21 protein-coding genes are annotated in these 24,262 nt (G+C 58.8%); 8 read left to right on the forward strand and 13 right to left on the reverse strand.

The genetic code is table 11. From position 1 onward, the window contains the following. Positions 1–12: 12 nt before the first annotated feature. The 3 genes from alr (at position 13) to pheA (ending at position 2,840) form a co-directional block, all read left to right on the forward strand. Complete coding sequence (gene alr, locus NW834_RS01155) at positions 13–1,287, forward strand: alanine racemase (RefSeq protein WP_414418825.1); 1,275 nt, start codon at positions 13–15, stop codon at positions 1,285–1,287. A 184-nt stretch (positions 1,288–1,471) separates the two neighbouring features. Beyond that, positions 1,472–1,840 carry a late competence development ComFB family protein gene (locus NW834_RS01160; protein ID WP_414400741.1) on the forward strand — a complete coding sequence of 123 codons (369 nt, stop codon included), beginning with the start codon at positions 1,472–1,474 and terminating at the stop codon, positions 1,838–1,840. A 13-nt stretch (positions 1,841–1,853) separates the two neighbouring features. Continuing rightward, a complete protein-coding gene (gene pheA, locus NW834_RS01165; RefSeq protein ID WP_414418824.1) occupies positions 1,854–2,840 on the forward strand; it encodes a prephenate dehydratase in 987 nt (328 codons plus the stop codon). Positions 2,841–3,096: 256 nt separating this feature from the next. Here pheA and NW834_RS01170 read toward each other — a convergent pair whose 3' ends face one another. Continuing rightward, complete coding sequence (locus tag NW834_RS01170; RefSeq protein WP_414418823.1) at positions 3,097–3,954, reverse strand: sulfite exporter TauE/SafE family protein; 858 nt, start codon at positions 3,952–3,954, stop codon at positions 3,097–3,099. 231 nt (positions 3,955–4,185) lie between these two features. On the opposite strand from NW834_RS01170, the gene NW834_RS01175 reads away from it, so the two are divergent. Both NW834_RS01175 and NW834_RS01180 read left to right on the forward strand, forming a co-directional pair. Then, positions 4,186–6,015: a transglutaminase domain-containing protein gene (locus NW834_RS01175; protein WP_414418822.1), complete on the forward strand. Its 1,830-nt coding sequence runs from the start codon at positions 4,186–4,188 to the stop codon at positions 6,013–6,015. A gap of 32 nt (positions 6,016–6,047) precedes the next feature. Next, a complete protein-coding gene (locus NW834_RS01180; RefSeq protein ID WP_414351541.1) occupies positions 6,048–6,563 on the forward strand; it encodes a Uma2 family endonuclease in 516 nt (171 codons plus the stop codon). 61 nt (positions 6,564–6,624) lie between these two features. On the opposite strand, the gene NW834_RS01185 is transcribed toward NW834_RS01180, so the two are convergent. Both NW834_RS01185 and NW834_RS01190 read right to left on the reverse strand, forming a co-directional pair. Then, on the reverse strand, positions 6,625–7,689 hold the full coding sequence (locus tag NW834_RS01185; RefSeq protein WP_414351544.1) for a Gfo/Idh/MocA family oxidoreductase: 1,065 nt from the start codon (positions 7,687–7,689) through the stop codon (positions 6,625–6,627). Between the two features lie 109 nt (positions 7,690–7,798). Continuing rightward, entirely contained in the window at positions 7,799–9,376 is a 1,578-nt protein-coding gene (locus tag NW834_RS01190) for a phospholipid carrier-dependent glycosyltransferase (RefSeq protein ID WP_414418821.1), read from the reverse strand. 214 nt (positions 9,377–9,590) lie between these two features. On the opposite strand from NW834_RS01190, the gene ilvB reads away from it, so the two are divergent. Further along, positions 9,591–11,387, forward strand: a complete 1,797-nt coding sequence (ilvB, locus tag NW834_RS01195; RefSeq protein WP_414343257.1) for a biosynthetic-type acetolactate synthase large subunit — start codon at positions 9,591–9,593, stop codon at positions 11,385–11,387. Positions 11,388–11,684: 297 nt separating this feature from the next. On the opposite strand, the gene NW834_RS01200 is transcribed toward ilvB, so the two are convergent. From NW834_RS01200 to NW834_RS01215, 4 genes are all read right to left on the reverse strand, one after another. Beyond that, a complete protein-coding gene (locus tag NW834_RS01200; RefSeq protein ID WP_414330234.1) occupies positions 11,685–13,292 on the reverse strand; it encodes a glycoside hydrolase family 57 protein in 1,608 nt (535 codons plus the stop codon). A 159-nt stretch (positions 13,293–13,451) separates the two neighbouring features. Next, the gene (gene glgA, locus NW834_RS01205) at positions 13,452–14,927 is read right to left on the reverse strand and encodes a glycogen synthase GlgA (protein ID WP_011432291.1); all 1,476 of its coding nucleotides are present in this window, start codon (positions 14,925–14,927) and stop codon (positions 13,452–13,454) included. A gap of 545 nt (positions 14,928–15,472) precedes the next feature. After that, positions 15,473–15,898 (reverse strand): DUF2996 domain-containing protein, encoded by a 426-nt coding sequence (locus NW834_RS01210; protein WP_011432290.1) that lies wholly within the window; start codon positions 15,896–15,898, stop codon positions 15,473–15,475. Between the two features lie 80 nt (positions 15,899–15,978). Beyond that, positions 15,979–16,344, reverse strand: coding sequence for an NAD(P)H-quinone oxidoreductase subunit M (locus NW834_RS01215; protein ID WP_011432289.1), 366 nt, complete (start codon positions 16,342–16,344; stop codon positions 15,979–15,981). Between the two features lie 114 nt (positions 16,345–16,458). Between NW834_RS01215 and NW834_RS01220 the strand changes: the two genes are divergently transcribed. Beyond that, the gene (locus NW834_RS01220) at positions 16,459–17,547 is read left to right on the forward strand and encodes a radical SAM/SPASM domain-containing protein (RefSeq protein ID WP_414330230.1); all 1,089 of its coding nucleotides are present in this window, start codon (positions 16,459–16,461) and stop codon (positions 17,545–17,547) included. 95 nt (positions 17,548–17,642) lie between these two features. Here NW834_RS01220 and ylqF read toward each other — a convergent pair whose 3' ends face one another. The 3 genes from ylqF to NW834_RS01235 form a co-directional block, all read right to left on the reverse strand. Then, entirely contained in the window at positions 17,643–18,494 is an 852-nt protein-coding gene (gene ylqF, locus NW834_RS01225; protein WP_414418820.1) for a ribosome biogenesis GTPase YlqF, read from the reverse strand. Positions 18,495–18,949: 455 nt separating this feature from the next. Then, positions 18,950–19,444 carry a GNAT family N-acetyltransferase gene (locus NW834_RS01230; RefSeq protein WP_041436262.1) on the reverse strand — a complete coding sequence of 165 codons (495 nt, stop codon included), beginning with the start codon at positions 19,442–19,444 and terminating at the stop codon, positions 18,950–18,952. A 68-nt stretch (positions 19,445–19,512) separates the two neighbouring features. Next, positions 19,513–19,788 carry a DUF6464 family protein gene (locus NW834_RS01235; protein ID WP_414418819.1) on the reverse strand — a complete coding sequence of 92 codons (276 nt, stop codon included), beginning with the start codon at positions 19,786–19,788 and terminating at the stop codon, positions 19,513–19,515. 191 nt (positions 19,789–19,979) lie between these two features. On the opposite strand from NW834_RS01235, the gene NW834_RS01240 reads away from it, so the two are divergent. Further along, a complete protein-coding gene (locus tag NW834_RS01240; protein WP_414399491.1) occupies positions 19,980–21,062 on the forward strand; it encodes an Mrp/NBP35 family ATP-binding protein in 1,083 nt (360 codons plus the stop codon). On the opposite strand, the gene NW834_RS01245 is transcribed toward NW834_RS01240, so the two are convergent. The 3 genes from NW834_RS01245 to NW834_RS01255 all read right to left on the reverse strand — a co-directional run bounded on the left by NW834_RS01245 (position 21,059) and on the right by NW834_RS01255 (position 23,956). After that, positions 21,059–21,427: a hypothetical protein gene (locus NW834_RS01245; RefSeq protein ID WP_414373839.1), complete on the reverse strand. Its 369-nt coding sequence runs from the start codon at positions 21,425–21,427 to the stop codon at positions 21,059–21,061. The two genes, NW834_RS01240 and NW834_RS01245, sit on opposite strands and share 4 nt — an antisense overlap. 65 nt (positions 21,428–21,492) lie before the next feature. Then, complete coding sequence (locus NW834_RS01250; protein ID WP_414418818.1) at positions 21,493–23,424, reverse strand: BamA/TamA family outer membrane protein; 1,932 nt, start codon at positions 23,422–23,424, stop codon at positions 21,493–21,495. A gap of 187 nt (positions 23,425–23,611) precedes the next feature. Then, positions 23,612–23,956 (reverse strand): hypothetical protein, encoded by a 345-nt coding sequence (locus NW834_RS01255; RefSeq protein WP_011432412.1) that lies wholly within the window; start codon positions 23,954–23,956, stop codon positions 23,612–23,614. Positions 23,957–24,262: the final 306 nt, after the last annotated feature.

A 24,262-nucleotide genomic window follows, 5' to 3' on the forward strand; every position in this document is an offset into this window, starting at 1 on the left:
GGGGGGTGAACGGTGAATCGAGAACCGGTCGCGCCGGCGGCGCAGGGCACTTTGAGAGCAGCTGCTCTGGGAGTGCAGGGCAATACTTGGAGAGAGGGATCCCAGAAGGCCAATTCCTTGGCGGAGCTGGATTGGGCCATCGACCTGGAGCTGTTGACCAGTCGGGCTTGGGTGGAAATTGACGCAGCCCAGCTGCGAGAAAACCTGCGGCTGTTGCAGAGGCGCCTAGGCTCAAACGTCGAGATCTGGGCGGTGGTGAAGGCCAATGCCTACGGGCATGGGGCGCAGTTGGTGGCTCCCGTGGCTGTTGCGGCTGGGGCCAAGGGGCTATGTGTGGCCACCCTGGCCGAAGGGATCGAGTTGCGGCAAACGGGGCTGCAGGCTCCGGTTCTGGTGTTGGGAGCTTTGAATACTTGGGCGGAGCTACAGCAGGCCATGGCAGCCCGGCTGGAGGTCAGCCTCACCTGCACAGACCAAATCCCGCTGATGCGCCAGGTAGCCCGTTGGGCCGGGCGCCCCGTCCCGGTGCATGTCAATGTGGATACGGGTATGACCCGTTTGGGGATCCCCTGGAAGGAAGCTGCAGCCGTGTGGGGGCAGATTTGTCGGATCCCGGAGCTGGAAGGCTGTAGCTTGTTTTCCCATTTGGCGACGGCGGACGAGCCCCATTCTCCAGTCATGGAACAGCAGCACGCCCGCTTTGCCCAGGTGGTGGAACAGATCCGCAAAGCCGGGGATCCCTTACCGGCGCTGCATCTGGATAACTCAGCCGGTGCTTTAACCCATCTCCACTACTCCCGTGTGCGTTTGGGGTTGGTCCTCTATGGCCTGTCCCCTGCCCCTCACTTGCCGGTGCCAGGTCTGCAGCCAATTCTGCGACTCAAGGCGCGGCTGACCCACATCCAAACTGTGCCTGCCCAGACTGGAGTGAGCTATGGACATCGCTACATCACCTCTCGCCCCAGTCGCATTGCCACTCTGGCCATCGGCTATGCGGATGGGATCCCACGGCGGCTTTCCGGCTGGCTGCGAGGATGGGTGCGCGGCGGCTTGATCCAACAGGTGGGCACAATCACGATGGATCAATGTATGTGGGATGTAACCGAGAGGCCGGATATCCAGGTGGGGGATGTGGTGGAGCTGCTGGGCCCCAATCTGGCAAATGCGGGTTTATCTGTGCAGGATTGGGCCGATCAGTTGGGTACTATTTCCTATGAGTTGCTGTGTGGACTTTCTGCCCGTCTGCCAAGAGTGTTGGTTAATTCTCTGGGTTTTGATGATGCCTGACACGACAGATTGGATTGCCTCAAGCACGGATAGGAGCGGTCCAGAGGCTGTTCGCGTCGGCAGCAGAGGGCTTGACTTGACGTGTCAACAGAGAGTAGAGCAGCATCGAAGGTAATCGAGAGCACTCCTGCTCCCTGAAAGACAGGGACTTGGCGGCGGATTCGGTTCCCATTGGGAGGTAGCGATGGCGGAGCAACATAAGCCTCTGAAGAGCCTGGAAAATCAAATGGAACGGGCTGTTCTGGAGATGGTCAATGAAATCCTGCTGATGGAGAGTCAACAGCGCTACTGCTTCTGCGAGAAATTCTGTAACGATGCTGCCGCCCTGGCTTTGAACAACCTCCAGCCTCGCTACGCCACCAGTTTTCACGGCTCTCTCCGAACTTTAGAAGCCATTCAAGCGGATCAGGAGTTGCAGAGGCTGATCCGGTTGGAGGTGGTGAAGGCCATGGACAAGGTGGCGGCCAATCCCCGTTGCCCAGAACCTGAATGTCCTTTGCTGCCGCGCGACGTCGAGGCGATAGAGTTAGAACTGGCCCCTAGCGACAATTGAAGAAATGGCTCTGATGGAGCTGCGCTCCGCTAGCGCGAACGTTTCCCCTTCGCCGGTGGCCTTCCTCGGCCCTGCTGGAACCTACACAGAGTTAGCAGCTTTGCTGGCCTGCCCTGAGCAGCCTCACCTGCACAGCCAGGGATCCCACCCCTTAGTGCCTTATCCAACGATCAGCGCCTGTCTAGAGGCGGTAGCTGTCGGCCAGCAACAATGGGCGGTGGTGCCGGTGGAAAACTCGGTGGAGGGGGGGGTCTCGATGACCTTAGACGCCCTCTGGCAACTGGAGGGGCTAGGGATCCGGCAGGCGCTGATCCTGCCCATTCGCCATGCCCTCATCGGACGTGCCTCGCGGTTGGAGCAAATTGAGCAGGTCTACTCCCACCCGCAAGCTTTGGCCCAATGTCAGGCTTGGCTGAGATCCCATCTGCCCCAGGCCACTTTGATCCCAACCCGCTCGACCACCGAAGAATTGGATCGCCTGCAGGAGCAGCCCAGCGCCGCCGTCATCGCCTCAGAACGAGCTGCCACCCTCTACCAACTGCCGGTCTTGGCCTGCCCGATCAACGATCACCCCGACAATTGCACCCGCTTTTGGGTCATTGGCCGTGCGCCGCTCTCGCGTTCCGGTCAACAGGGTGAAACCTCTGCCGATCCTGCTTCTCCGGGGGGATCCCATACTTCCTTAGCCTTCAGCCTGCCCCACAACGTGCCGGGAGCGCTGCTGAAACCTCTGCAAGTGTTTGCGGAGCGAGGCCTGAATATGTCTCGCATTGAGTCGCGCCCCACCAAAAAATCGGCAGGGACGTATGTCTTTTTTGTCGATTTGGAGAACCCTATCGACCAACCCTATTTGGATGCCGAGGTGGTTGCGGCGCTGGAATCAATTGCTGAAACCTTGAAGCTCTTCGGCAGCTACCCTGTGCATGACCTCTGCAAACAAGGGGATCTATCCCAAGTAGCAAAAGCCCTGCCCTCTGAGGGGAAAGCGCGTCCAGCGTAGCCAAGTCTTTCAAACCGTTGAATCCATCTGAGTCATCAGGCCCGAAAGCTGGGAGCGACACCCGATAGGGTCATTTCAGGTTAGGGTGAGACGCCTGGGCTGCTGATCGCGCCAGCGGGACGGAGTCCTTGAAAAGCCTTCTGGATCAGTGCATGCAACATTTTGGGTTTGAGTTCAGTGTCCCAGTTTAAATCCAAATGACCGTAGCTTGGAACCAGGACTGCTGTCCCGAGCACTGGGGCAGACCAGGATCACTTCACAGAGCTCGATAACCTTGCCAGGCTTGCCAAAAAATGTAAAGAGAAAGAATGGCCAGGAAGCCCCGAAACAACAGACTGACGGTTTCATCGGGCAATTTGGGCAGGGTGCGTGTGCTAATCTGTACACCGATTAACCCCCCTGTGCCCAAGATTAAACCTGGGATCCAGAGCACATTCTGGTGGATGGTGCCGTCCCCGAACCCCAGGCCATTCCAGATCCAATCGCTGAGGCCCGCATGGCTGGCAGTGGCAGCAACTGCTGTGATCACAATGGCCCCCAGACTGGTCTGAATCGCCACTTTGATTGTCTCTTTCAGCAGCAGGATCTGCATTGGCACCAGGATCACCCCACCGCCGATGCCAAACAGCCCGGCCAACAAACCGGCAGTGCCGCCGGTCAGGGCGCGGGCTAACCAGGGAGACATCTGCCCTGAGGACTCCGTCCCGCTGAGGTGCTCGGCATCGCTGACGTCAGCCCCCAATTCTTGGGCCTGGATAACCACCTTTTTGTTGAGTTGCACCAGGTAAGTGTTGGCCAGCAGCAACACTCCAAACGCTGCCAACAGCAGATAGCTGGGAAGGCGACTGGCGATAATTGCTCCTACTTGAGCCGTAAGCAACGCTGGGATCCCCAGCAGGATCACCCGTTTCAGATCCAGCATGCCCATCCGCCAGTTTTGGATGCTGCCTGCAATCGAGGTCATAACGATGGAAAGGTTGCTGGTGGCTGCAGCTTGAACCGGTGGTATCCCCAAGCTGACCTGTAAGGGCACCAGGATCACGCCACCGCCAATGCCCAGCACCCCGGCCAGGATCCCTGCCACCAGGCCGCCAATTGCCAAGGCCAACTCCATCCCCTACCACTCCCCACCGCTGCTCTATCTTGCTGGCCAAAAAGCCGCCATCATCGTAACATTCTCCAGTCCTGGCAAGACTAGCAGGGATACATCGGTCGAGAAGCCTTGGGTGTGGGGTTGAAAAGAGGCGCATCATAATAATGTTGGACAGTAAATATTGGACAGTCGTACCGCCTTGGTGCAGATCGCGCCAGCATGTCAACTTCATCCATAGGCAAGGAAGCCTTCATGGTTGCCATCCATCCGGCAAATGATCTGGGTGCTCTGAAAAATCCGGGTTCTACGGCAGAAGGATCCCAGCCTGCTTGGTGGCCTCCATCTGGGCGACAACAGGGAACTGTGGCCCCTCTGCAACCTCTGGGGCTGGTTGCTTTGGAAGGTTTGGCCACCTGGGGAGATCGCCTGTTGGGCTTGGATCGGGTGAGGGGCTATTTGGTGGAAATTCAAGAGCACAACACCCTGCTGCTCAATCCCCATCATGTCCATTCTTTCCAAGGCGCTTACGGTTTGTGGGTAGAGTCAGAAGGGGATCAAGCGTGGATTTGGCTCAGTCGGGAGCAAGAGGGGCAAATCTTGCGCATTCCCATGTCCGCTCTGCAGCAACCGGGATCCCTGGAAGCCTTTCCAGTGTGTAGCTGCCCCTACCCTATCGAAGGGATCGCCCTCTGGAGCGATCCCCACACGGGAAACCGCTACCTCTATGCCACCTGCTACCGACGGGAAAAAATCCTGCAACTGGATCCCAGCCGTGGTCTCATCGTGCAGGAGATGCCTGCCCCTGGGGTTGGCCGAGAACAGATTGCGGTGCAGGGAGACTACCTCTGGGTGAGCGATCGGGTGGAAGAGACGATCTACGTGCTGGAGCGCCAGACCGGGCGAGAACTGGCCCGTATCCTCACCCCTTCTCCTGGGCCAACAGGCTTGGCCCATTGGCGGGGGCAACTCTGGGTGGCCTATGCCCACGAAGAAGCCTACATCCACGACAACCCCAACGCTCCAGATCCCTTGTCGGTGGCCCTGCGCGATAAAACCTGGGTGGCCCCCCTACGCCTGCGGCCTCTGGATCCCCCTAGCTCCCCCGACCCCTCTGGCGGCAGTGGAACCGAGGCCGAGGATTCCCCCATTGCCTGTCCGGTAGTTTTTCAGCCCCAGTGTCTGGGGGAACGCGCCACCTACACCCTCTCCCACGGCTATCGGGTGGAGCTGACCTATGTGGAAGAAATTGCCCAAGAAGAGCCGCGCTTCCTGCCCGATTTGGTCTGGCGAATTGCCTTGCCCTGCAACAGCCTTCGCCAACGGGTGCGCAGCCTGCACTGGGTAGGTCTGCCGTTTGAAGTGGAAGAGCAATCTGGCCAACAGGTGGCGGTGTTTTCGCTGGGATCCCTGGGGGCCCATGAGGTGCGCTTGTTTGGCTGGCGGGCGGTGCTGGATCTCTACAGTATCAAGTACTGCATCGATCCACTGGATGTAGAGGCTGCCGTTTTGCCCAGGGAGCTGCGGGATCGCTACTTGGTGGACGATGACTACCTGGCCATGGACACCTCGATTGTCCGAGAGGCAGCGCGGCTGGCCGTTGGCAGCGAGACCAACTTGCTGCGCAAAATGCTCAATATCCGGGCCTATGTTTACGACAAGCTCTCCTACCGGGTCACCTCTCGCATTGATCCGCCGGATGAGGTTTTGCGGCGTGGCTCCGGTTCTTGTGGCGAATATGTGGGGGTGCTGTTGGCTTTGGCCCGCCTCAATGGAATCCCTTGCCGCACGGTGGGGCGCTACAAATGTCCTCCCCATCCAGAACTGAAAGGGATCCCGCTGTTTCCCCAGTACAACCACGTGTGGATTGAGTTTTATCTGCCCGGCTGGGGTTGGGTGCCGATGGAGTCGAACCCCGACGATCGGGGGGAGCGCCCCTATTCGCAGCGCTACTTCATGGGCTTGCCCTGGACCCATGCCGAGATCGCCAAAGGGATCCCTTTCGAGACGATCAACACCGACCAAGCCTCAATTGGGGAGCTGGCCATTAACCATGTGCAGTTTCGCATCTTAGAAGAAATTTGAAAGGCGAATAGAGTGAGAAAACGGGCCTGAGATTGGCCAACACTGCTCCGGGAGTGATTTTTGCCGAAGATAACAATGTGGCTCCTGATGTGGTGTGGGTGAGCCGGTCTCGACTGAGAACAGCGCTGGGGGCGGATGGCAAACTCCACAGTGCCCCAGAATCGGCGGTAGGAGTGCTGAGCCCTGGAGCTCGCAATATTGGCCAAGATAAGCAAACTAAGCTCAAGCTTTACAGTCGGCGTGGGGTACAGGAGTATTGGGCGGTGGACTGGCAACAGCAACAAGCGGAAGTCTACGGAAGTCTACCGACGCCATCAAGGGCAGTTGGTGCTGATCAAAACTTGCTTGGGAAAGATGAATTGGACTCGAATTGGACTCGCCGTTGCTGCCGGGGCTTGCGTGCCCGATTTCACAGCTGTGGATGCCACCTCTTGCCTGAGTCTGGTGGGAGCCCCATTGCTCGCTCGAAAAGCTGCCACCCGAATGGGGAGCTGTCAATAGAGCTGCACTCCGCGGGCGCGAATGTCGCTTTTTCTTCCCCAGCCTGATGCTGGAATGGCTATGGGCCAACAACAGGGCTCTGCCCCCATCTGGGGCTTGCGTTAAAGACTAGGATAGGAGACTACGGCGGGGCTTGGCTTCGCTCCAGGCACATCCATCCAGAGCAATCCGCTCTACCTCCGAGGCCAGCCTCAATGCTTTCAGGGCCTGTTCCCCGCCCACAGAAGGTTGGTTGCCTCCCCGCACGCAGTTGATGAAGTGCTCCAGTTCGGCATGAAGCTTGTCGATATTGTCGGTGTGGACTTTCTCAATCAAACAATCCCGCTGGTAGGGCATTTGGCCGTAGTCGCTGGTGCTGCTGACGGATCCCTGGCGGTACACCGAGATCTCATTGTGTAGAAAATCTGCTTCCACCAGGGCATTCTTGCAGTGGACGGCAATTTTGCGCACCTTGCGATGGGTGACCTTGCTGGCGGTGAGGGTGGCGATGACGCCGTTGGCAAAAGTGAGAGTAGCCGTGACGTAGTCCAGGTAGCCCAGCTTGGAGATGCGGTTGCCGCTGGCGGTAATCTGGGTCACGGGAGATGGGATCAGCTCCAGCAACAGATCGATGTCGTGGATCATCAAGTCGAATACCACCGACACATCGCTGGCGCGGTCGGAATAGGGGCTGAGACGGTGAGCCTCGAAAGCCAGAGGTTCTTCACTTTGCAAGACTTGGCCCAGCTTTTGGAAAACAGGGCTGAAGCGCTCGATGTGCCCCACCTGCAAAATACAATTGCAATCGGCAGCTCGGTTCACCAGCGATTCTGCTTCGCTGATGCTGGCAGCGATGGGCTTTTCGATCAGCACATGTACCCCGGCCTCCAGGCAGGCCATACCCACCTCGTGGTGCAGAACCGTCGGCACGGCAATGGCCACGGCAGCTACATGGGGCAGCAGATCGCGGTAGTCCTCATAGAAATGAACGCGGTGGCGGCTGGCCACATCCAATCCCCGTTCCACGTTGATATCCGCTACCCCCACGACCCGCACATCCTTCATCAGGCTGAAAACGCGGGTGTGGTGCTGGCCCATGTTGCCTACCCCGATCACCCCAACCGGGACAGCTTGCTCTGAATAAGCCAGTGGACGGCGGGGAGAGTTGGCAGAACTCGGGCAAGATCGGGCCATGACGTTTCCACTACCTCCACCACAAGGGTTTCGCGAACCTCGCTCCATCTTTCGGTAACGGAGCGCCGCATTTCACGAAACAAACTTCACAAAGCTTACCATGCCTCCCTTAGATCCAGTTCAAGCCGGGGATGGGCGGCAGGTGCAGCGGGGGCTGTTGGCAGGATTGGGGGCTGAAACAGAACAGCGGCACCGGGCTAGAGCGAAACCACATGCGGGCGTAAAATCCGCTTGGGCTGAGGGGCAGGCCAAGCCAAACGGGGAAAAAGAAGACAAAGGACGCCAAAACCAAGGCCACCGCCGTGATGCTCGCCCCGCGCCAAAAGCGGCGATAGCTCTGCCAGCCCAGCAGCACCAACCAAGCCAGGGCTAGGGTGCTAAACGCCAGGGCGCTCATGTAGTGGTAGATAAAAACGCAGCGGCTGACCCTAAACCAAGGCAGGTAATTGGCCGCATAGCCGATCAAAATGAAGGCTTCGAGACCGTGAAAGCGGCGGATCCCTCGCCAGACGAGCACCAAGATGGATCCCGTCCCCAGCCACCACAGCCAAGGATTGCCCACGCCATGAACAGCTTGCCAGAGGTTGCCCTGACTGCTGAAGTAGTAGGCCACGGGGCGGCCCAGAATTGGCCAGGACCAAGCTCCTGCCGAGGCCAAGGGCGTAGTCAGCCAAGGACGCAAAGCCGGGAACCAAGCCACCAGGGATCGCAAGCTGGTGGAGCAGTAGGGGTGAACAGGGGTCTCTTCGTTCACCACCAGGTGGGCTGCCATGTGGCCGCCGTAGATGGATTGGTTGATGAGCACCAGGGAGCGGAAATAATTCTGGATGCCCGTCCAGCTCCAATCCAGAGTTAGTCCCTGTTGGGGATTCAGCTGCAGGTGCGGGATCCACTGAATGGCATAAAAGGCCAGCGGAGCGAGGACGAAGCAAAACACATAGTGCCACCAGCGCAGATGACGAATCTGGATCAAAATGCCCAACCGTGGGATCCACTGCGGGCGCAGCCAGACCACCCCCCAGACGAGGATCCCCAACAGAGCAAACATGAAGGCAAACCAGAGGCCATTCCACTTCACCGAAGCTGCCGCCCCCAACAGGATCCCGGAGCAAGCAAAGTGAGCAGCCCGTCGCCAACCTTGGTTTTCTAGACCTCTCAGCAACAGAATGGTCGCTGCCAGCCCAAAGGCTACCAGATACACGTTGATCAGGCCAAAGCGGGATTCCACCAGAAACACCCCATCGGTCAGCAGCAAAACCCCGCTCAACAGAGCAAAGCCCACGTGGTAGGTGAGGCGGTAGGCTAAACCGGTCAGCAACAGAGGGATCAGGGATCCGCAAAAAGCAGTGGCGAAGCGGAATCCCCACTCGTTGCGGCCAAACACCTGAATGCTAAGGGCAATGAAGTACTTGCCCAAGGGGGGATGCACATCGTAAAAAGGCTTGCCATCCAAGTAATTCTGGGCAAACTCCGGGAAGTACACCTCATCGAATACGGGGGCCGGGAACTCGTCCAGCCGCCACAGGCGCAACCCCAGACCCACCAGAAAGATCCCCAGCGCTCCCCATACCAGCCACTGTCGGGATCCCACAGCACTGTGCGGGGATCCGAGGATGGGCACAGCTAGCAGCAAGCTGCCCTGAGACCGCTCCGGCCCGGGGTCAATGGGGGTTGGCTCTCCAGTCATGGATAGGGCACTCTCAACACTCCGGCGAGGATCCCTAGGGATCCCCAGTGTTACTTTAGCTGACTGGGAAAGTCTGAGGGATTCCAGAGCAGACCGCTGCTAGACTGTAGAATTGAATACAAAGTTGGCCAACTTCTGGCCAGTACCCTGTCTGCGCTGGCGCTCCTGAGAGCGGGCGTTTGACGTTCGGTCATCTCAGTGGGGAGGAGACACCGTGGCGACTGGTGGATATGCGTTGGTGGACAGCCTGCACCGGCATGGGGTGCAACACATCTTTGGCTATCCGGGGGGAGCCATCCTCCCCATCTACGACGAGCTGTACAAAGCCGAGTCTCAGGGGCTGCTCAAACATTACCTGGTACGCCACGAACAAGCGGCTGCCCACGCCGCCGACGGATATGCTCGCGCCACTGGCAAGGTGGGGGTGTGTTTTGCTACCTCTGGCCCAGGGGCGACCAACCTGGTGACGGGCATTGCCAACGCCATGATGGACTCTGTACCGATGGTGGTCATCACCGGGCAGGTGCCCCGCCATCTGATTGGCACCGACGGCTTCCAGGAGACGGACATCTTTGGCATCACCCTGCCCATTGTGAAGCACTCCTACGTGGTACGGGATCCGCGCCAAATGTCTCGGATCGTGGCGGAGGCTTTTCACATTGCCGGAACAGGTCGGCCCGGGCCGGTGCTGATCGACATCCCCAAAGATGTGGGCCTGGAAGAGTTTGACTATCAACCCGTCAGCGAGATCAACATCCCCGGCTACAAGCCCACCGTGCGTGGCAACCCACGGCAAATCCACACAGCGGCCAAGCTGATCCTGCAGGCCAAGCGGCCCTTGCTGTATGTGGGAGGTGGGGCGATCATCTCCGGTGCCCACGCCGAAATTGCCGAGCTGGCCCACACCTATCGGATCCCGGTGACCACCACCCTCATGGGCAAAGGGGCTTTCGATGAGAACGATCCCCTGTCGGTGGGGATGCTGGGCATGCACGGCACGGCCTATGCCAACTTCGCCGTCACCGAGTGCGACCTGCTCATTGCGGTGGGAGCCCGCTTCGACGACCGCGTAACCGGCAAGCTAGATGAATTTGCCAAGCACGCCAAAGTCATTCACATCGACATCGACCCAGCCGAGGTGGGCAAAAACCGTGCGCCCGATGTGCCGATTGTAGGGGATGTGCGCACTGTTCTGGTGGAGATGCTGGCTCAACTGAGCAAAATGCCTTCTACTCCAGGCCTAACTCAGGCCTGGCTGGATCGGATCGAGCGCTGGAAGCGGGACTATCCCCTGCAGGTGCCCAGCTACGAAGGCGTGATTGCCCCCCAACAGGTGATCGATGCCTTTCGTCGTCATGCTCCCCACGCCTACTACACCACCGATGTTGGCCAGCATCAGATGTGGGCGGCGCAGTTTCTGCGCAACGGGCCGCGCCAATGGATCTCCAGTTCTGGGCTGGGCACCATGGGCTACGGGTTCCCCGCGGCGATGGGAGTCAAGGTAGCCCTGCCTCACGAAGAAGTCATCTGCATCAGTGGCGATGCCAGCTTCCAGATGAACATGCAAGAGCTGGGCACAGTGGCCCAGTACGGCATTGCCACCAAAGTGGCCATCATCAACAACGGCTGGCAGGGCATGGTGCGGCAGTGGCAGCAGGCCTTCCACGGCGAGCGCTACTCCCACTCGGATATGTCTCCCGGAATGCCGGATTTTGTCAAGCTAGCCGAGGCTTTTGGGGTAAAAGGGATCCGCGTCGATCACCCCGATCAACTGGAAGATGCCATCCAGGAGATCCTCAAGCACGAGGGGCCGGTAGTGGCCGACTTTGTGGTCAAGCGGGACGAAAACTGCTACCCGATGGTGCCTGCCGGCAAAGCTAACTATCAGATGATCGGGCTGCCGGAGAAGCGGCAACTGGAACAAGCCGCCGAGCTGATCTACTGCCCCAATTGCGGCACCAAAAACCCCACCCTGCACAAGTTTTGCGCCGAGTGCGGCACCAAGCTCTAGAACCGACGGCCTGACCATTCGGCTAGGAAAGGTGGGCCCCAGCAGCAGGGAGTCTTCGGGGATATCGGGGCTACTGAACAAGCCAGATTAAAACGCTCCCTGAGCGCTCTGCGAGGCCAACACGAGCGACTCCTGCCCCTTTCCCAAAAGGAGAGGAAGGTTGGGATCAGCGCAACGAACGGAGGATCCCTCCTGCCCTGGGGTAGTTCGATCCCCTCAAGGAGGGTAGCCGGAAACTTCTGCCTCTGGTGTCTCTGGCGGTCGGAAGCAGGCACCCTCCAGACCTGCCCAACCGGCTTAGAGGGGTCGGTAAACCCGGTAGTTGATATTGGGGAAGATGTTGTCCATGTATTCCACCTTGGCCAGCCACTGCTCCTCTTCAGGGGTGGCCTTCTCCCGCCGAAACTGGCCTTCTTTGATCTTTTCGTAGAGGTGATTGAAGCGCAGCAGATGAGACTTGGTGCGGCGCACTGCATAGGGAACCATCGTCCCTGTGCGCATGATAAAAGCCCAGTCAGACGATTGAGCCAGCAGCAGTTCTCGGGCTGCCTGGTTCAAGGCCCGCCATTCTAGGTCATCGGCAGGCTCGCGACGGCTCAGCTCGATCATCCGCTCGGTGGCCTTGTGCAGGTGGGGGTAGATCCAGGCGTTGGTGGGGTTGAGCCAGTACTCGTGGAAGCCGCGCGCCCCCCAACTGGACTGGGCAGGTTTGCACACCTGCTGGGTGGGGTTCTCCCGCAGGTACTCCGCCAGGTGAGTCATGCGGTAGGTGTTTTGGTCGAAGTAGCTCTTGCGGATGAGAAAATCCAAAAACCAAGGGCCCTCGTACCACCAGTGGCCGAACAACTCCGCATCGTAGGGGGCCACCACCAGCGGCGGGCGGCCCATGACGCTGTACAAATATTCGATTTGCCGCTGGCGGTTGAACATAAAGTTGCCCGCATGCTCTGCCGCTTTCTCCCGCGCCCAATAGGGGTCGTAAAGCTGCTTTTGCCCCAGGTCCAGGTTGCGCCCGGTGATGCGGTGGTACTTGATGCCGGTGTTTTTCCGCTGGCCGTTGGGCATGATGTAAGGCTTGATGTACTCGTAGTCGGCCTCATACCCCAGGTCTTTGTAGAACTCGCGGTAAACCGGATCCCCTGGATAGCCCACCTCTGCCGACCACACCTGCTGCGAAGACTCGTGATCCCGCCCGAAAACGGCGACGCCGGTCTCGGTAAAAATAGGGGCGTACATGCCGTAACGAGGCCGGGGCTTGGCGTAGAGAAGACCATGGGCGTCGGTGATCATGTAGCGCAGGCCAGCATCGGCGATCATCCGCTCCAGCCCTTGGTAGTAGGCGCATTCCGGCAGCCAGATCCCCCGCGGCCATTGGCCAAAGTGCTCGTTGTAGTGCTCACAAGCTACAATCAACTGCGCCCAGACTGCCTGCGGGTACATCTGCATCAAGGGCAGGTAGCCGTGGGTAGCCCCACAGGTGATGATCTCCAGGTTGCCGCTGTCTTGAAACTGCTTAAAAGCTCGCACCAGATCCCGGTCGTAGCGCTCCCAGAGATCCCGCACCATGGCAAACTGCTTGATGTAGTGCTCCGCCAGGTAGCGAATGTGGCCGTTGGTGGCGTTTTTGTCGTACTCCAGCTGGGCCAGCTCTTCCAATTTGGTTAGGTAGTGGTCGTAGCGCTCCTGCAGCAAGGGATCCCGCAGCATCGACACCAAGGGCGGCGTCAGGGACATGGTGAAGCGAAAGTCGATGCCATCTCGCTGTAGCCCCTCGAACATGTGCAGCAGCGGCACATAGGTCTCCGTGATGGCTTCGTAGAGCCATTCTTCCTCCAGCACAAAGTCTTGCTCAGGGTGGCGCACAAACGGCAGGTGCGCGTGGAGTACCAAGGCGAGATAACCCATGGCAGCCGGGGATCCTTACAGACAGGGAAAGATAACGGAGCAGACTTGCCCTTCTCAGCAGCAAATCTGTAGAGAAGGTTAAGCCCAAGATTGCTACCTATCGTCCAGCATTTCGTCCTTGGGGTCAAGAGCTGGGATCGCTGGGGATCGCTGTTGGGCTCAGCGGTGACGAATGAAGTCGTAGATCTCCAGATACTCCTTGCCAGGATAGTTCCAGGAGTAGTCGTAGCTCATGCCTTGAATCTGCAGTTGACGGAACTGGTCAGGAGCGGTGTACCAAAGGTCGATGGCCCGATCCAGAGCCGACTCCAAAGCAGCTGGATCTGTGTGATAAAAGACGTAGCCGTTGCGTTGCTCGGGCAATTTGTGGGGATCGTAGTCGCGGTCGAAGACGGTATCCACCAGGCCACCCACTCCTCTCACCACCGGAACTGTGCCATACTTCAAGCCAATCATCTGAGTGAGTCCACAGGGTTCGTAGTGGCTGGGCACTACGATGATGTCTGCCCCCGCATAGATAAGGTGGGAAAGTTCTTCGTTAAAGCCCAACTCAATGTGAACATCGGGGTTGTTGTTGAGGTAGCTTTTCTCGTGGGCAAACCAAGCGCCGATCCCTCGCTCCGTAGCGGATCCCAGCAGAACAAATTGGGCATTTTTGAACAGGGAGCGGTAGATGGCATGATGCACCAAATGCACGCCCTTTTGCTCGTCCAATCGCCCGATATAGGCCACGATAGGCTTGTCAACATCCTGCAGTAGCAGCCGATCCCGCAGAGCTTTTTTGTTTTTAGCTTTATTTTCCAGCGTTTGAGCAGTGTAGCGCACGGGGATAAAGCGGTCGATCTCCGGGTTCCAAATGTCGTAATCGATGCCATTCAAAACGCCGCGAAACTTGTGCCGGTGCAAGTAGAGGGTATGGCCAAGTCCATAGCCGTAGTCGCCAAATTGCACCTCCAGCGCGTGATTGGGAGAGACCGTAGTGACAAAGTTGGAAAAAACAATTCCCCCCTTCATAAAGTTGAGAGAAAAGGGGTTGAAGTTATCGCGCAAACGGTCGTAGTGGAAGTAGTAGGGTTCGCGGTTGAGGCCGGTAGCCCAAAGAATCTCTGGGCCGCCAAAGCCTTGGTGTTTGAAGTTGTGAATGGTGTAGCACACCCGCTGGTTTCCCATGCCGTGGTACTTGTAAATCTCGAACAGCAGCACCGGTACCAACCCTGTCTGCCAGTCGTGGCAATGGATGATGTCGGGGCGCTTGTTGCTTTGTAGGAGAAACTCTAGAGCCGCCTTGCTGAAAAAAGCAAAACGCATGTTGTCATCCGGGCAGCCGTAATAACACCCGCGATTGAAGAAGTTATCGCCCGAGTGGGGCTCAATAAAAAAGCAAAGGCGGCCATGCACCCAGCCGCAGTACACCGAGCAGTGAATGGCTCCCCCGTACCAGGGCACCCAGAGATCGCGATAGGCGTCGTGCAAACCCCAGATCTGGTCGTAGCGCATCGTGTCGTACTTGGGCAAAACCAGCTCGACACAGTGGCCCCGCACCTCCAGCTCGCGGCTGAGGCCGTACACCACATCCCCCAGTCCCCCCGCCTTGATAACCGGGGCGCATTCAGACGCAATCTGCACGATGTACATTTCGAGACCTCCCGTAGCACCGCCTTAGCTTTCTTTACAAACGATAATCTTTTTGGCCTCGACAGAACATCCCTCCCAATGGCAAGGGATCCCTGCACTGGGGAACAACCTCTGGGCCGACCGGGTTCGAGCCCCAGCTGCGCCGTTTGCCGGGGAACCTGATCTACGGGAGCAGCCCTCTGGGCAATTATGGGCATTTCGATTCAAACTAGAAACGTTGAATGCACGGGGCCAGAAGGCTTTTCAAGGACTCCGTCCCGCTGGCGCGATCAGTAGCCCAGGCCTCTCACCCTAACCTGAAACGCGACTATGGACGGCTGATCCCGCTGGGGCGGTACCGTTCTTCGAGCCAAGTGCGCAGCTCATCTTCCGGGAAGGCGGCAGCCAAGGTGCCCGTTCTGGGATCGTGGGCATGCCAAAGAACATGGCCGGATGGATCCTGGCTTTACGGTAACTGCAGCCGGCTGCACCTCCCCTCGTCTCTTGCGAGCAGGCTTACTCTCTCCGGCTAGGGGTAGCCAGGGATCCTTCAAGGTCACGCGAACTCAATACCACTGCTGAGCGTAAAGGCGCTGCACCAAATAAAACACGAATAGGTTGACATCCACGCGCCGCTCGTCGATCATAAAAGACTCGATGGTGCTGGCCGGGGATCCTTCGGTGGTACAGCGGAAGAACTTGCGGCCATTCAAGGATCCCTCAGCAAACAGCACGCTAAATTGCTTCTTGCCTCCTGCAAACGCGCCGACCAGCGTCTTGCCTTCCAGGCGCAGCTCCAGATCGCTGACTCCGCGCTTTTGAAAAGCCGCGATGGCTGCCGGGATCACCTCTTCCGTGATCTGTTGCTCGAAGGGCTTTTCTTCCTTAGCAACTTTTTTCGCAGCGGCTTTGGGGGAATCCTCAGCAGCAGGCTTGGCAGCTTCAGCGGGTTTCTCGGCAGCAGCGGCCTCGGGGGTGGGTTCTCCAGACATGGGGAAACGCTCCGACAATCAGATGGGTAAAAGCCTTAGATGCAGAACAATCAAAAACTCTGTCCAGAACCGGCAAAGAGCTAGCCCTTGGGGATGTATTGGCCGACAATTTCTTCAGCAGGGATCTGGGGAAAGCCCATGCTGAAGTTGGGGGCACGCCCCTGCAGGTTATAGGCGATCTCCCCTTGCTTGAGCAGGGAGCGGATGAAATGTTCCAGGTCAGACCCAATGCGGCGGATATTGTACTCGGTCAAGTCTCGCCCCCGGTATTCTTCCACCAACTCTTCGAAACGGGCATAGACCTTTTGCAGGGCAGCATCAGTCCAGACCAGCTCGTTGTCCGGATCCACATCGAGGGTAAACAGGTCGTCGCGGGGCACGAAGTTGTTGTCTGCAGTAACTTCACCGGCAAAAATGTGGACGTGGCGAGTGGTGCATTTCAGCATTGCGATGGCTCCGCTCCGGATCTAACCTGATAAACAGCGTATCACTACCTAGCGCTTGTGGGGGATCCGCTATTTGCCCTCGACTTGTTCCGGCCCTCTCTATGTCTGCTGTTAATGTCTGCTGTTATTCCCCAACTGGAACGCCTGCACATTGAGGTGACCAACGTTTGCAACTTTAAGTGCGAGTTTTGTCCAGATGGGATCATGCAACGGCGGCGGGGGCACATGGAGCCCGCTCTGCTGGAGCAGATTTTGGAGGAAGTAGCGGCAACAGGGCTGGCCCGCGTGATGGCTTTTCACCTGATGGGGGAGCCGCTGCTCTACCCATACCTTTTCGAGGGTATTCGCAGGGCCGCTGAGCTTGGCCTTCGCCTGCACCTGACCAGCAACGGCAGCACCTTTGCCCTCTGGCCGGAGCACATTGAAAAGCTGAACCGCAGCCCCTTTGCTAAGCTAACCATTTCCCTGCAAACTCCCGATCCAGTCACCTTCAGCATTCGCGGAGCACCTCCCCGCCTCACGCCGGAGCGCTACTTTGCTGGGATTACCCAATTTCTGCAGGTGCACTTGCGCTCCTCCAGCCCTACGCAGGTGCATCTCAAATTCCTGGATACTAGCCCCCACCCGTTTTTGGTGCCGCATAAGGCTCTTTCGGTGATCGATTCTGCACAGCAGATGCGCGCTCAGCTCTCGGCTTGGGCCAGACGAGCTTTGCAAGGGATCCCGGATGCACCGGCTCTCGATTGGGTAGAAGCCCAGATTGCTACTTACCGACCGGGCCGCTGGCAGCAGATCCGCATCCATCCCCGCTTGGTTTTGGAAACGTTTCCCTTGGACAGTTGGGGCAACGTGGAGACAGACCGGGTAATCCCAGCTCGCTGGGGATACTGCAATGGCGCTTCCGGTCAGGCGGGGATCCTCTACGACGGCACGGTGGTGCCCTGTTGCAAGGACTATGAAGGGCAAATCCCGCTGGGGCAAGTGACGCTGGGGGGATCCCTGGCCGAGATTTTGCGGGGCCAACCGGCCTGTGCGCTGCGGCGGGGGTTCAATCGTCTGCAGGTGAACCATCCCGTTTGCCAGCGCTGTATGGGTGGAGACACTTGCATCAAAGCCTTGGCCAGACAAGTGGGTTCCGTTGTCTACTTCAAGGTGTATCGGCCTTGGAAACAGAGGCTGGATCCCGGTTGGGGACAAGTGTAGACAGTTTCGGGAAAAGTCAACGCCCCACAGCAGCGGTTTCCCTGCCGTGGGCATAGCAACAACGTGACTTTCTTTCGTGATTTCTTCTAAGGGGCTCAAGCCTTGGGAGGGAGTTCCAAGGCCAGCGGCCCCAGCAAGCCCTTGCGGTAGTCGTTGAGAACTTGCCGTGCCGCCCGCTGGGGATCCCCTTGATACCGCCGCTCGGCCAACTCCTGCACTGCGGCACCACCGGGAGGGATCGGATCCGGCCAACCGTAGCGCTTTTGCAAGAGAGATCCGGCTTGGGGCTGCACCCTCAGCACGTGATCCAAAAAGTGGGCCGCCACCCGTTCGGGATCGTAGGCCGCTTCGCCGATGTCATCGCAGATGGCCAATAGAGAGGCCGCCTGTTGATCCGGCAGAGAGGGCGGTAGGATGCCCGGCGAGTCCAACAGATCCAACTCTCCCCCCAGCCGCACCCACCGCAGTTGCCGCGTCACCCCAGGACGTGCTGCGCTCTCAGCTGCCCGCCGCCCCAACAGTCGATTCAGCAAAGCAGATTTGCCCACATTGGGAAAGCCCACCACCACCGCCCGAACGGCCCGCGGTCGCATTCCCCGCTGTTGACGCCGCATATTGACCGATTGCCCCAGTTGCAAGACCGCCTGCTTGAGGCGATTCACCCCTTCTCCTGAGCGGCCATTGGTGGGATAGACAGGGATCCCTTGCCGTAAAAAATACTCCTGCCAAGCTTTCAGATCCCCAGCCTCAATGCAGTCCGCCCTGTTCAGAGCCAGGAGGCGAGGTTTTTCCCCCAGCCACCGGCCCAGCTCAGGATGACGACTGGCCAACGGGATCCGCGCATCCAACACCTCGATGACTGCATCCACCCGCTGCAACTCTTCCCGCAACTGGCCAATTGCCTTGGCAATATGGCCGGGATACCACTGGATGGCCGGAGAACTCATGCCGCCAGAACCCTAGAAGTGGACAGCAGAAATCAACAGTGGGATCCAATCTAGCCCGATTCCCCAAAAGAGGCTCGACCTGCCGGCTGAAGTAGCCAATAATACAACGTGAGTGCCGCTGGGATCCCTTTCCTGGGCAACCTAATGTTTAACCAACGGGGGTGCGGGGGCAACAAGCCCCGCGCTCTACCCGCAGGGTTAGCGTCGGGATACATGGATCCCTGCATGCTATACCATTATCTTTTTAGTACCCAGGAATGCTGGGGAAGGGAAACCACCTGTCCAGTTGTTCTGTCGGGGGTCGTAGACCTAGACAAGTGGCGTGGGGTAGGAATACCCAACCGCGAGGTAAAGACTCCATCCCGCTGACGCCAAGGGAAGCCCGCGCTCTGTCCGTAGGACGAGCGCCGGGAGGATGTCACGAATGCTAGGGTCTGTAACAGAGGGGAGCTTGCTCAAGATCGACAGGGATCCTTGGCCAGCCGAGCCAGAGCCTCCAAATCAGCACCCACCACGCGGTTGAGAATCCATTCGGGATGTTGCTGGGCACCCATGCGTCGATAGAACTCTATCGCCGGCTGATTCCAATCCAAAACCATCCACTCCAGCCGCCCATATCCTTTGGCCACCGCCTCCTGAGCCACCCGCGCCAAGAGCGCTTTGCCAATGCCTCTGCCGCGAAACTCCGGCAACACGAACAGATCCTCAAGGTAAATCCCTGGTCGGGTCAGGAACGTGGAAAAATTGCGGAAGTAGAGGGCAAATCCCACCGCTTGCCCCTCCACTTCTGCCAACAACGCCGAGGCCAAAGCCTCTGGGCCAAACAAATAGTGGCGCAACAGATCAGCGGATCCCGTTACCAGGTGGCTCAGCTTCTCGTACTCGGCCAAGGCGCAGATGAGGTCAAACAAAACGGGCACATCTAAGGCGGTGGCAGGACGGATTTCCATACTTTTGCCTGGCTTCACAACCAATTCCTTGAATTTCCTGAGATACCGGCACGAGAACAGACCACAGTTTATTCTTGTTGTGGACAGAACGCCCAGGCAGCATCTTTTGGACGCGCAGCGTGGTGGGGGCAGCGGCAGGGGCCCAGAGGACTCACCGCACAAGGCAGGTGGGGTGACCGAGAAAAGTAACGGCAGAAGGGATCCCAGGGCAAGCCACAAGAGAGAGTTGGTACGGCCCGGTGGGCGCGCTCGTCCCGGATTGAGAAGCGACGGGATCCCCTCTTTTCCAGCAGAGGGATCAACTGCGCCCAGAACGTCAGCCCTAACCACAAGCCAACTCCCACTCAGCGCTTGCACAATTGCCCTCCCCCGTCGGCCAACAGCGTTGTCTTCCAACCAGAATCAGCCTCGGCCAGCCTGCTTGCCCAGGACTAGCGTGGCAGCCCGTTTTGGAGCTGTCCTTCCCTGCCGGCAAGAACCCGAGAAAAACCGATTAGAGTGAAATATGGACTGACCCGCTGAGCCTTCCGATTCCATGACCACCTCCACCCTTGATGCTGCTGCCATCCTTGAAGCGTTGCGCCCTGTTCAAGATCCGGAGCTGCGCCGCAGCCTGGTGGAACTGAACATGATCCGGGATATTCGCGTCGAGCCTGGGCGAGTGGCCTTTACCCTGGTGCTGACCACGCCGGCCTGCCCTTTGCGGGAATTCATTGTGGAGGAGTGCAAAGCTGCCATCCGCCAGCTAGCCCCCATCGAAGCCATTGATGTCACGGTAACGGCAGAAACCCCCCGTTCCCCTTCCCTGCCGAATCGCCAGTCCATCCCCGGTGTGCGCAACATCATCGCCATTTCCAGCGGCAAGGGGGGCGTGGGCAAAACCTCGGTGTCGGTGAATGTGGCGGTGGCGCTGGCCCAAAGTGGAGCCCGGGTGGGGCTACTGGATGCCGACATTTACGGCCCCAATGTGCCGCTGATGCTGGGCCTGCAGGATCGGTCTCTGGTTGTGCAAAAACGGGAAGATGGCGGCGAAGACATCTTCCCCTTGGAAAATTACGGCGTCAAGATGGTGTCGATGGGCCTCTTGGTGGGACGGGATCAGCCGGTGATCTGGCGGGGGCCGATGTTGAACGGGGTGATCCGGCAATTTCTCTATCAGGTGCAGTGGGGAGAGTTGGACTACTTGGTTGTGGATATGCCCCCCGGCACCGGCGATGCCCAATTGACCCTAGTGCAGGCAGTGCCGCTGGCAGGAGCTGTGATCGTCACCACGCCACAATCGGTGGCCCTGCTGGACAGTCGCAAGGGCTTGAACATGTTTCGGCAGTTGGGGGTGCCCATCCTGGGCATTGTGGAAAACATGAGCTACTTCATCCCGCCCGACCTGCCGGATCGCCAGTACGATATTTTCGGCTCAGAAGGGGGAGAGACCACGGCCCGCGAGCTTGGTGTCCCGCTGCTGGGGCGGATCCCGCTGGAAATCGCCCTGCGCCAAGGGGGAGATATGGGTACGCCTATTGTCATCGGCCAACCTGAGTCGGCTTCAGCCCGGGCCTTGAAGCAGATTGCCAAAACCTTGGCAGGCCGCGTTTCCATGTTGGCTTTGGGGGCAGGCTAGAAGCGCTCGGCTTCCACCAACGAGACCCCGAAGCTGCGTCCTCCCACCACAATCCCCTCTTGGGCCTTGCCGCGCACGGTTACAGTGCTGTTCATGGCCGGTAGGCCCTTGTCGGTGATGACCCAAAGGGAACCGCTGTTGTCTTGGAGCTCATACACACCCTGGCCGAACACCCCTATCTGGTTTACCACGCGACCGCGGACATACACATCGGTGTAGCGGGAGGGATTTTGCTCTACGGTGGCGATGGGAGTTGTGCCGATGCCCAGCCGCGCCAGTGGCCCACACCCGGCTAGGGCCAGGCTCAAACACAGCAAGAACACCAGGGATCCCTTGGGGAAAGGTAGGCCGAGTCGCTGTTTCATGGGTTGCTTCCATTACGAGCACCTGCTCCCAAGATAGCAAGCCGGCAGGGAAATCCACGGCCAAGTCAGAACTTCTCGCCAATGCCGAAATGCAGTTGGCCTTGGCCAGCGCCACCTTGCCCAACCGCATAGTCGATGCGCAGCGGCCCCAAGGGAGATTGGATGCGAATGCCGACCCCCAGCCCCAAACCACTGCCCGGCTTGTTGCGCACCAGGGCAGGATTGCCGGCCACCGCAGCTCCACTGCCCAAATCGGTGCCGTAGTCGGCAAAGACCACTGCCCCCACCGGGTCGAAAATGGGAAAGCGCAATTCGGCGGTTGCGGTGGCAAAGCTGCGACCGGAACCGATACCCCCCTCGAAAAAGCCCCGCACCGAGTTGCCGCCACCAATGGCAAAAGCATCGTAGGGAGCCAAGTCGCCGATGGTCGTGCCCGCCCGCACATCAAAGGCCAATACCTGCGGTCGCTCGCTGCGGGTTTCAAACAGGTTGACGGGAATGAACTGGCTGTAGCCGGCCTCGAGGCGGTTGGCATTCAAGCCATTTTGAAACAGACGTACCGACTGTTCTGTGGAGATGCGAAAGACCGAGCCCTGGCTGGGGCTGTTGGGGTTGTCGCGGGCGTCGTTGATGAGGCCGAGGCGCAGGGTGGTGTAGCTGTCTTGGCCGCTCTCGCTGAAGGTAATCGGGTTGCCCAGCACATCGAAGCGCTGCTGCTCCCCGTTGCTGTTGCGAGCTTCTACAAATTGGATGCGGGTGCCCAAGCTGGCCCGCCAATTGCCCCCAATCGGGCGAGAGAAAGTCACCCCGCCACCAAGACGGTTGATGCGCACGGGATCCCCATTGGGCAGGGTGAATCCCTCATTGAAGACAAAGCTAGAACTTTGCTGGTTGGAGATGTTGACGTTGTAGGAGGTGGGGATCTCCAGCGTGGCAATCCGCGGGTCGGTGAAGTTTAAGTCGAAGAGGGTTTCGTTGGTGCCCACCTGCACGTTGAAGCTGGCACTTTGGTTGTTGCCGCCCAAGTTTTGTTCGGAGACGTTGAGGCCGGCGAAGACCCCTGTGGCGGAGCTAACGCCGATGGTGCCGCCCAAGGTACCGGTGCGACGTTCTTCCACGTTCACCACCACCACCACCTTGTCGGGATCCTGGCCGGGGTTGAGCCCCACATTCACATCTTGAAACAGGTTGAGATTAAAAACCGCCTGCAGGTCTTCCTGGATTTGGTTGCGGTTAAACACATCCCCCGGCTTGGACTTCAACTCGCGGGTGATGATGAAGTCACGGGTTTTGGTGTTGCCCTGAACGCGAATATCCTCGATCACCCCTTCGGCGATTTCCAGGGTGATGGTGCCGTCTTCAGAGGAGCGCACATCCGTCACTTTGGCCAGCACGTAACCCTTATCGGCGTACCACTGTTCAATCTCGGCCACCGCCGATTGCAGCTCGCCGAAGTTGAGCACCCGCCCTTCCTGGTCGGCAAAGGCGGCCCGCAGCACTTCCGAATCCAGAACTTTCGCCCCTTCCGTGCGCACGGCTTTCAGGATTGGGTTGGGCTTGACCTCAAAGGTGACCCGCACCCCCAAAGGCGTATCGGAAGGCACTGCCCGCACATCGGCAAACAATCCGGTGGCAAACACGGCATTGATGTCTTCCCGCAACTGGGATCGGGTGGAAACCTCGCCGGCGCGGGTGCGGATGACGCTGTAAACCCGGTTGATCAGCTCCGGATCTTCAGTGCCCTCAACCACTACCTCCGCTACCAACACTTCTGGCTCGCCGGCAGTGGGGGGTGGGGTGGGGGAGGGCTGGGCGGGGGTGTCGCCACCGGTGCGCAGGTCGAGGGTGCCGGGCTGAGGAACCGATTGCGCCCAAGCCGGGGATCCCATCAGCAGATCGCTACGCAACGCTCCAGCGAGGGCAAAAGCGGTGCTGAGCACCATCCGGCAGGTGAGAGCTGAAGCCAGCCAAGGGCGAAGTTGCTTGGAACGATTCATGGGGATCCCTCGCACACCAAAAAGCAAGATTGCAAAGCCGGGCCAAGCTTGCGTTAAAACCCTCTGCCGCCCAGCAGCGGACAATTGCCCTGGATTATATCAATCCCCATCCACCCAGATCCGAGCGTGGCCGCGAACCGGATTGCGGACTTGGGCAGTCTGGAGTGCAAAAAGCAGCCTCCCCCGCTCAAGGCAGGCGCAGGGATCCCCTACAGCGCTGGCCGCAAGACCTCGGCTCGACTTCCTCGGCAGCTAGGTTGACTTGGGAGTTGAGGATGACGACGGTGATGGGAGCAGGAGTGGGAGGCAAAGAGCGGCTGCTCCTCCAGCCCCAACTGTCGGCGTACTGTTGTGGGGGAACGTTGGGCAGGATCAGGACGGTGTTTTGCAGGACGTTGCTTTGCAGGGTGGTGGCGTTGCCGTTCAGGATCGCCATCTGCTGGGTGTGGGAAGTCTGAGCCAGGACGGCTGGAGCAAACCCGAAGCCGAGCAGAGCTGCCACTCCGGGGAGGAGGAGTTGGGTGGACAACATCGAGGATTCTCCACAAGACGCCAGGATGCCGACACTTTAGCCTGCTTTGCCCTCCGCTGAGTTGCCGCAAAAAAGCAAAAAAAGCTACGTGATGGGGAGGGATCCCTGCTGGGGACGTACAGCCGCGCGGCCCAGGCCCACAAAAAAGCCTGCAGAGGGTACTCTGTGCAGGCCCGTCTTGCTCGTCTGGATTGTCTTGATGGAGCTGATACATTCACGCTGAACTCTCCTGAACATGGTTCAGGAAAGAAGCGATCGCATCCTGCCTATCTCTGAGCAGGAAGGCGGTATCCCGCAAAGCCCTGA

Origin of the sequence: Synechococcus sp. R60.1, assembly GCF_047461835.1 — a bacterium.
Lineage (GTDB): Bacteria > Cyanobacteriota > Cyanobacteriia > Thermostichales > Thermostichaceae > Thermostichus.